Origin of the sequence: Apibacter sp. HY039 (assembly GCF_004023655.1) — a bacterium.
Classification (GTDB): domain Bacteria; phylum Bacteroidota; class Bacteroidia; order Flavobacteriales; family Weeksellaceae; genus Apibacter; species Apibacter raozihei.
The window spans coordinates 140,306-154,826 of sequence record NZ_SAYM01000002.1 but is presented as its reverse complement, the minus strand read 5'-3'; the positions used below and the strand labels follow the sequence as shown (position 1 = coordinate 154,826).

Genomic DNA, 14,521 nt, shown 5'->3' with positions numbered 1-14,521 from the left:
TATCAATTATTATTCAGGATAAAAAATTCTAAAATGTCCATTACCTTTGACTATTATTACTCCTGCATCATCAACAGCTACTAAATCCGTAGGAGCTATTACTTTAGATTTGGATAAATTAGCTAATTGTTGTGCTGCACCATCTAATTCTTTTCCCGTACTACAAGATATTAATCGTATAGGAGTTCCTTGTTTATATCCGTTATTAATTAATCTTGTATACAATTGTGTGGCATCAATCAATTCTCCCTTTACTGGTTCAAACATATAGGGATAACCATGTGTCAAAACATCATAATAATGAGGGGAAGGGTGTTCTAACAATCTTGCTTTATTTCTTAAAGTACGAGCATCATTACCCCAACTAAAAAATCCTTTTCCACCCATCCAATCTCGTCTCCCCACCTTCACCAATCCTAAAGCTCCTGCTTTGAGCTTACTCATCCAGTTAGAAGCAGTTGCTGCTACTTGTGCTAACCGTTCAGCTCCGATTAAGGCTTTTGCTCCTGTGGTTGCTCCTTTAAGAGCTAATCCTGCTCCTTTTGTTCCTGCTATGGCTTCTACTACTGCATATTGAAGTTGCCCATAACTTTCCCCGACTTCTCCCATATTCCCCCTCTTAACATCTTCCCAAGCGTTTCCTGCGGTTTTCTTTACTCCATCGACCAAACCATCTTTGGTTTGCTTAAAGTCTGTACCAAAAGCATTGTCTAAAGATTGTAAAGTGGTATCACCCATCAACATCCCTGTCACCGGACTGGAATAAGCAACTCCAATAACGGCAAGTTTTCCCATTCCTTTCCAAGTGTCTGCTTTCCACATGTCCTCTGTAAAAAAGTTCCATGTGCCTTCCATCCCCTTTTTAAATCCTCGTCCTACGCCTTCGGTAAACTTGTTATCATCATCACAAAACAAATCTATCACTTTTCCGAAAGGAGAGGTTAAAACAGTTCCTACTATTTCTGAAGATATACTTTCTTTTACAAAAGCACTTTCATTATTATTCTCATTGGCAAGGTCTGCTAAATACTCATCAAAATATATTTTAATAATTCCCTGCCCTTCCTTGCAAATTCCTTCGGAATGTTCCAACAAAGCATAAGAACCGTTTGCTCTTACTCCTTGTTTGGTTTTCGTCCATTCTACCTGTGCAAATTTACAAGTTCCACAGGTTTTACAGTTTCCAAAGGGTAAAATATTTTGCTCAAATTTATTATCTGCTTCCGTACATTTTTTTGCTCCATAAATAAAAACATTCCGGCTGGGATTAGCTAACAACTGACTTACGATTTGCCCTTTGTCACAAACCAGATACACTCCTTCCGGCACATATTTTTTATCAATATCAGACAAAACTGTGTTTTTTAAGTTTGTATTCTATATAGTCTGTTTTTACTTCTTTCCCTTTGATTTCAAAATGATGGGAGTAAGAACCTTTATGATAATTTAATTTAAGGTCTAGTTCATAGGTTTCTTTGGTTTCAAAGAGTATATTGGAAAGTAAAATATCTTTTCCATACAAGGTACGACAGGCATCTAAAAACTGCTTTTCATCAAGCTGTTCTAAATCTATTTTTCCTTTAAGAGTGACTCTATAACCTTCGTTGTGCTTATCTATGGTGATGGTTTCCACAACAGGTAAATCAACTGTAAAAATATAGTTGTTATATTTTCGGGTTCGGGCAACCTGCCTATTAGGATAATGTCTTTGAACCAATTCTTTTATCCCTGCAAAAAAGATGCGGTAGATTCCATAGTAAAACAAAGAGTTTCTAAGTTTTTCTTCTTTCTGTATATTGGTTTCGTAATTCTTGACAACAGTTTCAAAGTCAGGGATATTGTTGTATTTCTCTAAGAGAATGGGTTTTTGTTCCTGATATATTTGCTGTATTTGCTCTAAATTACAAATTTGGGTTACTTGTCCTTTACCATTGAGTTGTAATAGCAATTCAGAGGTAACGGAGGAAAAATCTTGTGCTAACTGATAAACTAATCCTTTAGAGGTTTGGAAGAAATGTGTAGTTTTAAAATCAATTTGCTTGTTTTCTTTTTCTTTGAAATAAACCAAAGAGCTAAAATTGTTTTCGGTGTAGTTTTCTCCGAGTGTATATTCAGAACTTCCTCTTACTTCATAATCATAACAAGGAGCACGATTATAAATATAATCTTCTTGTTGGGTGGAAAATCGCATAACTAATTATATAAATTATAATAAAAAATAAGGGATAAAGATAAATATTTATTGGATAATAAAAATTAAAATAGTATAATTTTTACATTTTAATTCTTATAAAATACAATATTTAATACTAATGTGTTTTAAAATGGGATATTAAATTAAATATTAGAGGGTACTATTAATTATTTTTTGAGTTTATAAATCATTGATTCTTCATAACAAAATCTAGGTATATGCTAACCTACAGGATGAGTGCTTTTTTTATGCTGTAGGTAGTAAGTGATAGTAGCTATTTAGATACAGCTAATCGTTCGAAAATAAGTATAACAGCAGATATTTTTGTACTTTTATCAATTATTGTAACCACTTTAGTATGAAAAACAAAATCTGCAATAGAATTATAGTTATTCTTACTTTTTTTATATTTAATGGTATCTATTCTCAAAATTCCAGTTTTGATATAATAGGTAATTGGATGGCAGAAGATTATTGGGGGAGTAAAAGTATGATGGCTTTTTCAGAAGATAGTTATTTGTCACTGACTATTGACGGTGAAATGGTGGATGGGGAAAATTTTATAATAAAAGGGGGAGTGAATGATAAAAAGAAAGGTGGTTTAAAGTATGAGATTAATTTTGAGATAACTCCCATAGAACTTTATGTAATTCCTAGTATAGGTGAGGAGGTAAAAGATAAGATTTTATTTGGTTATTTAAAATTCATTGATGATAATAATATACTCCTAAAAGTTAGTTTAGATAAAAATGAAAAAACTGAATTTGAGGAAGAGGGAGAACAAATAATGACATTAAGAAAAATTAAATAAAAAATAATTTGAAACAAAATATCTATACTTATTTCTTGCTTTTTTTTATAATTGATAGTGCACCGTTACATCATGTTCAGTTCATGGCCAGATAATCTGATCCGGTCGTGAGCACAATATTGTAATGTTAAAACGATATTCTAACTTTTTCTGCCCGTTGTATAAATATTTATTTCTGTTTTTTCGATATAAATCCAAAGCTTTAACATCAAACATTAGTAGGACTGATTGTGAGATACCACTAGTTTTATAGATTTTAAATAGTTTGCAGTACTTTCAAAATCGTAATATTTTTGTTTTAAAATGTAAATCTGGTACTTTTTAGGAAGTAAAAAGCTCCATTTAGAAAACTCAATGATAGAAGGATATTTTTCCAAAAAACATAGGAGCTGTTGATCAATATTTTCCATAGAATTAAAGAGTATATGTGTTAAATTATTCCATTTTAAATCTGTTGTCTGAAGTTGAAAGGTACTTTCTTGTTCGTCCATTGAGTATGGTATGCCCGCTATTTCAAATAATAATTCGAGTGTCCTGTTAATTCTGGAGCCTGCAAACGTATACCATGTCAGTTGTGTACCCACAATGGATACTGGTCTGTCTTCAGTATTCGGATTCAGGTTGAAAATTTTAAACTTTTTCCTTAATAGTTCCAATTCTTCATAGCTGGCAATATCTAGAAATTCATAATTCTCATCAGAAGTAAGGATTTCCAACATTTTTTTTCGTATTTTAGAATGTACTTCTCCACTGGTTCCAAAAAATTTTGGCTTTTTACCATCAGCAGCTGGACAGACTTCGATTCGGTGAGATTTAAAATCAATAGTTTTTATTTTCCATACACGTGCAGCCAGGAAAATATTCTCCTCGACTTGTATTTGTGGTGAAAATGGTAATTCTCCTATCGTGTTTCCTGAATTAATGACTTTAAAATTATTTTCAGTTTTAAAAACGCTATAAAAATTACGGTTATTTACAATTTTTTCACCCTCTATACCCATAATAATTTCACTGCCTATTTTTTCTATTATTTCATTCTCTATAGAATAAGATATAAGCTCTTTAATTTCTTCCACAGATATGTTTATGAAAGCAGAGTTTTTTTCAATTTTTTTTATGAGGTTATTTATATTTATACCTGTACCTTCTTTAACTATAGACAGTATCTGATGAATTAATATATCGTACGGTTTTTTTACAGATAAAGGAGGTTCCAGAAATCCATCCATGTATAAAAGCCAGGTAGCTGTTGATTGTAATAAACTCCACGAATTAGTGGAGTAAAGTATAAGCTTACTTGAGGCATCTTTCTTTCTTCCGCTTCTTCCTATACGCTGTATTAATGAGGCTATGCTGTGTGTTGCATCTATTTGAATCACTTTATCTACAGAACCAATGTCTATTCCCAGTTCCAGAGTTGAAGTACATGCAATAGTAAAATTTTCACGTTTATTATTTTTGGCAAAAAACTCTATGTATTCACGAACATCTTTGTCAATCGAAGAATGATGTGAAAAATAATTTTGGTATTTACCTACACGTTCTGAAATTTTTTTTAGTTTAACGGCTATTTCTTCCACCTTTCCTCTACTGTTGGGAAAAATTAAAACATTATTATTTAGAGTTTCCAAATAAATATCTTTTAATATATCTAAAGGAAGTTCCGACTTATCACTCGTAAAGTATTTAAAATAACATTGAACCTTGTTAGTGGTTTTGTCTAAAAGAACTTTTGTTTCTTCATAGCGACCGGTAAATTTTTTAGCTTCCTCAAAATCTCCGATAGTTGCAGAAAGTCCAATGATGCGAGAGGGAGAACTGCTATTGTCGTTTAACCGGGAAATAATAGACATCAGTTGTATTCCACGATCAGTACCAATGAAAGAATGAATTTCATCAATGACCATAAATTTTAAACTGGAAAACAAATGCCTGACATGATATGAATTATTTACGAACATGGCTTCTAATGATTCAGGCGTAATCAAAACTATTCCTTTAGGATCAATAAGGAGTTTATTTTTTTGACTTTTATTTGCTTCTCCATGCCACTTGACAACCGGAACTTCTAAATATTTACAAAGTTCTTCAATACGTAAAAACTGATCGTTGATTAAAGCTATCAAAGGCGAGATGTATAAAACCTGAACACCTGATTCATTAAAATTAACAGTAGATAGAATAGGAAGAAAGGCAGCCTCCGTTTTGCCGGAGGCAGTTTTAGATGCAAGTATATAATTATTATCAGTCGTTAATATACGAGCAATTGCTGCTGCCTGAATAGGTCTTAACTCTTCCCATCTTTTATCTCTGATATATTTTCTGATAGGTTCTGAAAGTAATTCAAAAGACATTATAGCTCTTCTATACCCTCAAGTTTGTCTAATAAACTATCTTCATCCGGACGTTCGTCAGTAATTTCAATTTCTCCAAATAACTGGGTTTTATCTACCATCGGATTTTGTCGGATGATATTCAAAATATTTAGGAAATCCCGAATGACTTCTCTAGGTGTTAAGAACTCTGATGCGCCTGGTTTATTGAATATTTCTTCCATGAAAGCGAGTATGTCTTCATTTGAAATATCGACAACAATCTTGTAATTAAAATTAAAAATTTCTTTTAACTTTTTTAATAAAACAAAAATTTCATTGTGGTTCAGTGGCATAAGCCGAATAACTGGCTGTGCAAAATCTCTTATTTCCAGTGTCTCAAACTTATTGGTTTCCAATCTTGATTTTAAAGCATGATAGCTGAATAATCCCCTGCGTTCATTTTCTAAAAAGTCTTTTGTCCCCGCATAATTAAAGAATAGATGAGATATTTTACCTTGGAAACAATCATTATAAATAGCCAATATTTTTTCATAGTTCTTTTCCCTCATGGCAGAGGTAGATATTTTATACAGATTTATAGCCTCATCAAGATTAATCATAAATCCACTATATCCCATGCTTACAAACAACTTACAGAAATTTTTGAGCATATCGTAGTAATTCTGATCGTTAATTATTTCACGAATGCCAAGATCCTGACGGGCTTCTGTTTTTGTGCTGTATTCACCTTTCAGCCATTTCAGGGCATTTCTTCTAAGCTGTTCATCGTCTTTAATGTAGCCTTCATAATATCTTATGATCACCGTTCCAAAATCAAAACCTCCAGTTTCGGTGATTTCATTGATGGTTTTCATTATATTGGTACTGATTAAATCAAGGTACTTCTCATTTCGTATTTCCAACGTTGGAATGAGGTTTTCCTGAGCTGTTTTTATAATGATCTGTTCAATCCATTTTTCCATTAAAATAGCCAACGCACCCCCTTCCGGTTTAGTTTGTATAGCAATATTATCCATGATGGATTTATATAAAGATACAGCTTTTCCATCATTGGAATATAAACGGTTTTCAGGAGTAAAATCCGCATTAGCAACTACAAATTTTTGTTTAAGAGCTACCGTATTTAGTAGATGTAGCATAAATGATTTTCCCGAACCAAAATCACCTATCCAAAATTTAACCAGGCTTTGTCCGTTCTTAACATCTTCCAAGGCGGAAACAAAAGCAGTAATTTCTTCGGATCTTCCAACAGTTATATGTTGCACTCCTATTTTAGGTACAACTCCGCTGATTAGTGAATTAATAATAGCTGTGGCTTCTTTAGGCTTAATATTTATCATGAGAGTGTTATTTTTTGATAGTAGTTTTCTAAAATTGTGTAAAATTCTTCTTCTTCTTCAATTAAAATATCATCTAAAGTATCGTAATAAATTTCATTGATACTATCTATTACATGATTTTTTAAAAAGTTTTTTTCTTTTGCATAAGCTTCAAAATCTTCGAAGGAAATACACAGGTTACTTTTCGAAAAAAAGTTTAAAACATCTATCTGGTTAGATGTTAAATTTATTTCGTTTACATAATTGGACTTTGTGAAATCAACTGGCTTTTTAGATGTAATTTCAATTTTGATTTCCTCATTATTTATATCTTGCGATTTTATAGATAAATCTTCACTTTCATATTCATCCTGTAAATATTCATTGAGTAGTTCAACAGTTTCTGAATGTTGTTCCTGGACTTCTTTTATAATCTCTTTATTGAGATGAATTCTTTTTCGTTTTGATATATAGATGGATGGGATTTTCTGTAATGTGCTTTTTAAATCTCGGGTTTTAATAAAGTCATCTATAATTATTTCAAATTCATGAAGTTGCTCATTGTTTTTAAATAAACTTTTTTGAATCGTTTTTGTTAAAGGTTTATTATTAAAAGTCGAAGATTTTAAATCATAATATAAGTAATGGATATATAGTGTTAAGGCAGTTTCTTTATCATATTTAGCTATAAACTTAGAAGAATCAAAAAAAATATTTTCAACCGAGGGATTATTTTCATTATGTTTTCCTAAGCGTATGATTGCTTTTGAAAATTCTTCAGGTTTGCCGTTAAAACCTTCAGTAATTTCATTAAACTTTGTTTTCCAACGGGTTGTATTCAATGTGTACAGCATTGTTTCTGTATCATCATCAGGAGGAAGAATTGTTGGAATTAGCCTGGACAACGTATCCGTAATAAAGGGGGCTATTTTATTCTGGTAAAGACTATTTACTTCAGGAACATGCAGTAAAAAATCCTCATTTAATTTTCTTTTATGTCCATAAGATTCACGTACGGTATTTTCACAGATTTTAAATATAGCTTGATGAAAATATTTGATTGTATCTTCAAAAGCATAATTATAATTATGACTATCAGTTTTATACTTGTAATGTTTTTTAATATAAAGATCTGAGATTTCAGCCAATATCTGTCCAATATTTTTTCCACCCTCAAAGCTGGTATCATTTAAATTTTTAAATAATAATAAATAAAGTTTGAGAGTCTCTTCCAAACACATTTCTATTTCAGTGAAAGTATTTTTAGAAATACATAGCTGGTCTAATAGTTCAGTTTCTTTAGCATTTAACTTAAGTTTTTTGCCGTATATACTGCTCGGATTTTCATTTTCATAACTATAATAGTCGGAAGGATATTCATTAATGAGTTCATTAATCTTTGCATTATCACCAATAATTTCAAGTTTTTTGATTAAAAATGAAACACAATAAGATTTGGTTTTACTGTAATAAAAGCCTAACAAATTCAATTGATTTTCTAAAACCTGTATATTTTTATGAATTTCATACTCATTTAATAAATCAAATAATAAAATGAAAGCGTAATTCCAATTTCCATATAAATTATAATAATCTCCATAGAGAAAGCTTTCTTTAAATAGCAGATAAAAGTCTTTTTGTTCTGTAGTAGCACTCTCTAAGTCAACATAAGAGTTTATGTATCTATTACCCCAAATAGGAACATTAGCTCTAGGGGTTAATATTTCCCCATGAGTGAAAATTTTTTTTTGCCAGTTTATAGAATGTCCTTCATTAGAAATATTTTCTACTGAATTTACTGATCGCCGAACTAACTTATCCGAAGAGGCTTTTTTAGTTGTAGATGCATTATTTTTAAAAAGAACAATTATAACTATTATGAATAGAATAATTAAGAATATCATGAATTTATTTAAAATAATAATTCAAAGATATTAATTTTTGTTTATTTTTATTCTTACAATTCATTTTTTATTTATTATTTAATATGAGCTAAGACATAGTAGGTTATTGATTAATTAGATAGGTAATGGATTAAAAATTACCTTCTGAAATGTTTTTTTACTCCAAATAAATATTTGTTTAGGGAGAGAAATAATAAAATTGTCGAATCGTTGATTGGCATGAAATAATTTTTTAGGAAAAAAAAGTAATTCTTATATTTAATCATGAATCGTAAAACAAATTTCCTGTGTCTAAAATGAAAATTATATTTTTACCCGGATAATTTGGTTGATATTGGTAGAATAATGCTGAGATAATAAATTCTGTTTCATTTTCCAGGTTCTTTTAATATCCTGAGATGCTAATTTTATTTTATCGCAATGGAGTTTTTTATTAATTTTATCAATAGTCTCCATCAAGGGAGCGTGTTTCATATAGTTATCTTCATCAAAAAGACTGATTTGTCTGGTTTGTTCCGGAATTAAGCCGGAAACTATAACTCCTGCTTTTTTATACAAATATCCTTTTTTATAAATAGCATCCAAGGCCTTTTGTGCATACTTGCTAAGTTCTATGGCACTATTGTGAGGGTTGGGTAAAGTAATGGTATATGAAGGATGGTATTGAGTATGGTCACCCCTGAAAAAATTAGTATGTAGAAAAACTGTAATATAATTACAGCAGGATTGTTGCTTTCTTAAACGTTCCGAACACTTTACTGCAAAAGTAGTAACTCTTTCTTTTAAAGGAGCTAAATCTTCCGTCATAATATCAAAGGTTCTGGTCGTTGCAATAGTTTTCTTTTTTGAGGGAGGACTCAGTTCTAGTTGAGGTATGCCTTTCAATTCATTAATCATCCTTATTCCTATAATTCCCATTTCTTTCCGGATAAATGTATCTGGCATATTAACTAGGTCCCAGGCTTTTCTTATACCCATGGTTGAAAAGCGTTTATTGAGCCGTCTTCCAATTCCCCAGATATCTTCGATGTTGAGCCATTTAAGCGCTTTTTCTATTTTCTCGGGAGTATCCATAAGATAAACAGATTTTGTTTGAACGGAATATTTTTTAGCGATTAAGTTGGCTGCCTTTGCTAATGTTTGAGTAGGAGCAATACCTATGGAAACGGGGATACCTACTCCCTTAAAAATATAATTACGCATGGATAAACAATGTTCTTCCAGATTTATATTTTTCAGTCCTTTTAAATTAAGAAATGCCTCATCTATAGAATAAATTTCTACCTGAGAACTGTAGCGTTTTACAATATTCATAACCCTGTGGCTTAAATCTCCATACAGAATGAAATTGGCAGAAAATATTTTTACCTGATGGTTTTTAAAAAGTTTATCTACCTGGAATGCAGGAACGCCCATGGGGATTCCTAACTTTTTAGCTTCATCAGATCGGGAAATAACACATCCGTCATTATTACTTAATATACATATGGGAACATTTCTGAGTGAAGGATTAAAAACCCTTTCACATGAGGCGTAAAAATTATTACAGTCAACAAGAGCATACATTTTATATAAACTTGATAATATTATAAGTTAAAATTCCCCAGATAATAAAGTCATTTTCAGGAGTAACATAAATAGGCTTATACTCTTTGTTTTCCGGAAGCAATATAATTTCTCTTATAAGCCCTTTTTCTTTTACTATTTTTAACCGTTTCAATGTGAAGTCTCCATCAATGAAACAAACTGCTATATTGCCGTTTTGAGGCTCCAAAGCCTTATCTACAATAATCAAATCTCCGTCGAATATACGCAGGTCCTTCATAGAGTCTCCATTTACACGAGCTAAGAAAGTAGTTTCCGGATCTCGTACAAGTTCTTCATTTAAATCTATTTTCTGCATAGGGAAATCTGAGGCAGGAGAAGGAAATCCTGCCTTAACCCCATCATCCACAAAAGAAATTTGTTTTTTATGAGTGATTTCAAAAGAAAATATTTCAAGTGTTTTGTTTTTATGTATTGAGCCTGATTTCACAATACAAATTTATTAATAAATGATTAAAAAAATAAGCAAAAAAATGCGAATAATTTAATTTATCGTTAATTTTCAAGGTATTTTTAAAAATAAATAATCTTGTATTTTATATTATTAATAATTCTTTTTTAGCCATTGGTATGGTAATGTACTTTATTTTTTTAATTTTTTAATAGAAATAAATACTTTAAAAAGTGTCATTTTTTTATTAAAATAAAGCAGATTCAGTTATCATTCAATAAGCCCCCAATTAGCAAGAATAAAAAGTAAATGGGTAGTGTTGCTCGCGCCTGTCTGCTGTCTGAGTATCATGAGTCTTTTATTTATATAACTTTCACTATTGGGATTTATCTCATTTTTTTTTAAATACGCAGATATTTCTTCAATAGTCATTCCCTTAGCCAATAAGCTTGCTATTTCAATGTCCTGATTTGTAAATTCATAAAAATTGGTATTTTTATATGAAATATGCTTCCCTCCTTTATAAATTTCGGTAATTATCTCTTTTAAATCATCAATATCTTTAGGCCCTTTAGTTACGAATCCATCAATGTCATGAGTTTCAAATAATGACTGAATTTTATAAATGTCACTTTCAACTGAGAAAACAATAATTTTTATATCCGGAAATTCTTTTTTGACCTGATGGATAAATTCTTTTTTTTCACAGATAAGATGTTCAGATGATTCAGAAGCAGATAAATCAGTAATTAGTAGTTCGTAGTTGGAATTCTTTAAAGAAGCATTTCTAATATTTGAAATAGCGTCTTTTGGAGTGAAAACTTGTTCAGCAGTAGTAGAACCTAATTCCTCAATCATTTTGAGAATAGGTGTATTGTAACTGCCAAAATCACCTGTGATTATAATTTTTTTGTACATAATAATTTTTTAGTGCTATAGTTTTATATTCTTTACAAAATTAAGATTATTATTTTGAATATTTATCATTTCATTAGTATATAATTAATATTGTTCTTTTTTTTCTTTTATCTATATTAAATATGAAATAAAACTATCAGTATAGGTAATTTTATAGAAATCAAATACCTGAAACCTGAGTTAATAAAAAATAGATAATCACTTATTGGATAAATAAATAAAAAGCAATAAAATGGGTATATATATAAATAACCTCTTGATGAAAGAGTTTATCGTGCAAGTAATATGTATTTGATCTTTGATCAAACGTTTTTTGCCTTAGTATAAATTTATGTTTGGGGGCCTTGAAATATTAATAATATCATGTTCAAAGTTGTATTCTGTTTTAATTATTTTAAAAGAATGACCAACAATACTAACATTGCTAGTCTGAAGCTATTTTTATGCACGATATTCAATGCATAAATTAAGTCTTTCAGTAGTTCCTTCAATTTAACTATCGCTTTTTGGATTTATTTTATTTTGAATATATATAAAATATCAAATGTACCATACAATTACATTTTGTGTGTTAGTATTTAAAATTAATTATTTCATACACTGATATTTATTTTTATTAAAAGTAGCGGATAAATTAAATCAACTCAAAAACATAGAGTTTCATTTACACACAAAAATTAAACAGTTTTTAGAATATAATAAACTAAGATATAAACGATCCTATTGATTTTAAATAAGTTTTAAGCAGATAATCAGTTTATTAAAGTTAAATTATACTAAGAGTTAAGTAAATTAAAAAACCTATTCATTGAATTTGTTCTTTTTCAATCCTTATTCCTGTCAATTTAGTCTTTATATGTATAATTATATTGTTAATTATCTAATATGTAAAAATAAAATACACTTATTATGATTTTTAATCTTAAAAATAAGATATAAATATATTTATGATAACCATTAGCGTTTAAAATCATATCAATTACATATTAAAATAAATTTCACTATTTATAATATGAGAATTTAAATCTAAATATTTGTTAATATTGTTAATAAGTTGGTTTAAAAGTGGTTATTTTGAAAAAAATAATAAATTTGTACTTCGATTTTTGATATTTTAATAAAAAACTGGCAACTTATTATTCGTAATAAAATACTTTCAGATACAATGGATATTCAAATCTGAATATCAAAGTCAATGCGGTAATCTGATAAGATAAGAATAAATTAATTAATTAATTATATATAATATGAAACAACTTATAACGATAGGCTTGTTTAATAGCCTTGTTATGCCCTCTCTCTATGCGCAGGTTGGAATAGGAACAGACTCACCCAGTTCGGCTTCCATGTTGGAAGTCTCGAGTGGGGAAAAGAAAAATTTAGGTTTTTTAGGACCCAAAGTAAAATTAGTAGATTCGAGCTTGTCTGAACCTATTAATAACCCTAAAAAAGGCTTGATTATCTATAACACTGAAACTGTATCGGACTTAACTCCTGGTTATTATTTCTGGAATGGAATGCAATGGCGAACCATGACAGAAAAAAAAACATACACCAAGTATTATGTTGACGGTATCAGAGTAGCCGTACTAGGATATTATCCATACGGAGATGGAAACAAATCTCCGGATGTTATTGAGTATAGCAATATTCAGGCCACAAAAATGGAATGTGTAAAAAATAGTACCAATACAGGATTTGCTTCTCATTCATATTGTGGATATAAGATAAATCGTGAAATTGACTTTGAGGAAGCATTTAACCTTGCAAAAACAGCCGGAGGTTTTTTGCCTGTTATTACAACAAGTGAAGAGTGGAATTACTTGAAAACAAACTTGGTAACAACAAACACAAGTGACATTTGGATAGGTTACAGCAGGGCTCAATATCCCGGAACTGTTTGGAATAACCAGTATATATGGATAACAGGAGAACGTAGTAAAATTGGTTGGTCGCAGACTACCAATACCGGAGCTCCCATAGAAACTAATTTTGCACCTTCAGAATCTTTTTCCGGAGATTGCTCATATATAAGTGGTAACAGTACCAATAAATACTGGCAAACAAGAGACTGTAATACTGCAGCTAATACCACTTATTTAATTGTAGAACTTTTAAATTAAAATATGAATAAATATATTGTTTTCTTTTTTATATGCACCTTTTATAACTATGTTAATTCGCAACTTGTCATTTATTCGCTCGAAACCATGGAAGAACCAGATGGTTCCGCGATGCTGGAAATACAAACTACCGATAAAGGTTTATTATTACCACAGCTAGCTCTAACATCTTTAACAGATACTTCCTTTATATCAGGTACTGTTCCTGAGGGGTTAATGATTTATAATGTCAACGAAAATCAGGGAATTGAGCTTTATGCAGGATATTACTTCTGGTCAGGTAGCTCATGGAAAGGTATGGGCATTTTACAAAGAGATATCACTGTTTCAGATGTGTTTGAAACTAATGTTTTAGGTTATGATCCCTTAGGTACCGGTGAAACGTCGCCCGCTGTATTATCTGTAAATGGTATTACTGCAACTAAAGATATATGTGCAAAATGGATTCCTGAAGAAGGAGGCAACAATCATTCATATTGTGTATATACTCTTGATACGTCGGCTGATTGGGCGCAATCATTCAATATAGCTAAGGCCTTGAGTGGATACTTACCCACCATTACTTCTGATAGAGAATGGGATTTTATACATTTAAACAATATAAAGTCAAATACAAGTGATTTAACATCAAATAACTTTTGGTTAGGATATAATCGAAGAGGATTTCTTAATAATGATGGCAGTTCTGATTCTGCAGTTAAATTCAGGTATTCCTGGATTACCGGAGAAATTGATAAAACTAATTGGACTACAGGTTCCGTAGAATCTCAGTTTGATAATCTGGATTTTGAAAATTCAGATGTAAGTAGCAAAAATTGTGGATATATTTATCTGAATAATAATGGAGGAAATTCATGGGGAGCAACAGATTGTACTCTCTCAAATGCTAATCATCTTATCGTAGAGTTTAATAGTTAAAG

The 14,521-nt window shown here is 30.4% G+C and carries 11 protein-coding genes; 3 read left to right on the top strand and 8 right to left on the bottom strand.

The window, feature by feature from the left end; genetic code table 11:
* Window positions 1-9 precede the first annotated feature (9 nt).
* Together EQ921_RS04730 and EQ921_RS04725 are read right to left on the bottom strand one after the other, a co-directional pair.
* Window positions 10-1,353: a PAAR-like protein gene (locus EQ921_RS04730; protein ID WP_128330787.1), complete on the bottom strand. Its 1,344-nt coding sequence runs from the start codon at window positions 1,351-1,353 to the stop codon at window positions 10-12.
* Window positions 1,346-2,191: a hypothetical protein gene (locus EQ921_RS04725; protein WP_128330786.1), complete on the bottom strand. Its 846-nt coding sequence runs from the start codon at window positions 2,189-2,191 to the stop codon at window positions 1,346-1,348. Before EQ921_RS04725 ends, EQ921_RS04730 begins: the two co-directional genes overlap by 8 nt.
* A 361-nt stretch (window positions 2,192-2,552) precedes the next feature.
* Between EQ921_RS04725 and EQ921_RS04720 the strand changes: the two genes are divergently transcribed.
* Complete coding sequence (locus EQ921_RS04720; RefSeq protein WP_128330785.1) at window positions 2,553-3,005, top strand: hypothetical protein; 453 nt, start codon at window positions 2,553-2,555, stop codon at window positions 3,003-3,005.
* A gap of 215 nt (window positions 3,006-3,220) precedes the next feature.
* On the opposite strand, the gene EQ921_RS04715 is transcribed toward EQ921_RS04720, so the two are convergent.
* The 6 genes from EQ921_RS04715 to EQ921_RS04690 form a co-directional block, all read right to left on the bottom strand.
* Window positions 3,221-5,359 (bottom strand): DEAD/DEAH box helicase, encoded by a 2,139-nt coding sequence (locus tag EQ921_RS04715; protein WP_128330784.1) that lies wholly within the window; start codon window positions 5,357-5,359, stop codon window positions 3,221-3,223.
* Window positions 5,359-6,681, bottom strand: a complete 1,323-nt coding sequence (locus tag EQ921_RS04710) for an ATP-binding protein (protein WP_128153050.1) — start codon at window positions 6,679-6,681, stop codon at window positions 5,359-5,361. The genes EQ921_RS04715 and EQ921_RS04710 overlap by 1 nt, the downstream gene beginning before the upstream one ends.
* The gene (locus EQ921_RS04705; RefSeq protein ID WP_128330783.1) at window positions 6,678-8,564 is read right to left on the bottom strand and encodes a tellurite resistance TerB C-terminal domain-containing protein; all 1,887 of its coding nucleotides are present in this window, start codon (window positions 8,562-8,564) and stop codon (window positions 6,678-6,680) included. Before EQ921_RS04705 ends, EQ921_RS04710 begins: the two co-directional genes overlap by 4 nt.
* Window positions 8,565-8,867: 303 nt before the next feature.
* Window positions 8,868-10,130, bottom strand: a complete 1,263-nt coding sequence (locus EQ921_RS04700) for a Y-family DNA polymerase (protein ID WP_128330782.1) — start codon at window positions 10,128-10,130, stop codon at window positions 8,868-8,870.
* 1 nt (window position 10,131) lies between these two features.
* A complete protein-coding gene (locus EQ921_RS04695) occupies window positions 10,132-10,599 on the bottom strand; it encodes a LexA family transcriptional regulator (protein WP_128153047.1) in 468 nt (155 codons plus the stop codon).
* A gap of 231 nt (window positions 10,600-10,830) precedes the next feature.
* Window positions 10,831-11,478: a response regulator transcription factor gene (locus tag EQ921_RS04690; RefSeq protein WP_128330781.1), complete on the bottom strand. Its 648-nt coding sequence runs from the start codon at window positions 11,476-11,478 to the stop codon at window positions 10,831-10,833.
* A gap of 1,247 nt (window positions 11,479-12,725) precedes the next feature.
* On the opposite strand from EQ921_RS04690, the gene EQ921_RS04685 reads away from it, so the two are divergent.
* A complete protein-coding gene (locus EQ921_RS04685; protein ID WP_128153045.1) occupies window positions 12,726-13,601 on the top strand; it encodes a C-type lectin domain-containing protein in 876 nt (291 codons plus the stop codon).
* 3 nt (window positions 13,602-13,604) lie between these two features.
* Window positions 13,605-14,519, top strand: coding sequence for a C-type lectin domain-containing protein (locus tag EQ921_RS04680; RefSeq protein WP_128330780.1), 915 nt, complete (start codon window positions 13,605-13,607; stop codon window positions 14,517-14,519).
* The last annotated feature ends 2 nt before the right edge of the window (window positions 14,520-14,521 follow it).

Bases quoted from the DNA above. Each gene is read 5' to 3' on its own strand.
- EQ921_RS04680 (WP_128330780.1), top strand. From the start codon at position 13,605: ATGAATAAATATATTGTTTTCTTTTTTATATGCACCTTTTATAACTAT.
- EQ921_RS04690 (WP_128330781.1), bottom strand. From the start codon at position 11,478: ATGTACAAAAAAATTATAATCACAGGTGATTTTGGCAGTTACAATACA.
- EQ921_RS04700 (WP_128330782.1), bottom strand. From the start codon at position 10,130: ATGTATGCTCTTGTTGACTGTAATAATTTTTACGCCTCATGTGAAAGG.
- EQ921_RS04725 (WP_128330786.1), bottom strand. From the start codon at position 2,191: ATGCGATTTTCCACCCAACAAGAAGATTATATTTATAATCGTGCTCCT.
- EQ921_RS04685 (WP_128153045.1), top strand. From the start codon at position 12,726: ATGAAACAACTTATAACGATAGGCTTGTTTAATAGCCTTGTTATGCCC.
- EQ921_RS04710 (WP_128153050.1), bottom strand. From the start codon at position 6,681: ATGATAAATATTAAGCCTAAAGAAGCCACAGCTATTATTAATTCACTA.
- EQ921_RS04705 (WP_128330783.1), bottom strand. From the start codon at position 8,564: ATGATATTCTTAATTATTCTATTCATAATAGTTATAATTGTTCTTTTT.
- EQ921_RS04720 (WP_128330785.1), top strand. From the start codon at position 2,553: ATGAAAAACAAAATCTGCAATAGAATTATAGTTATTCTTACTTTTTTT.
- EQ921_RS04715 (WP_128330784.1), bottom strand. From the start codon at position 5,359: ATGTCTTTTGAATTACTTTCAGAACCTATCAGAAAATATATCAGAGAT.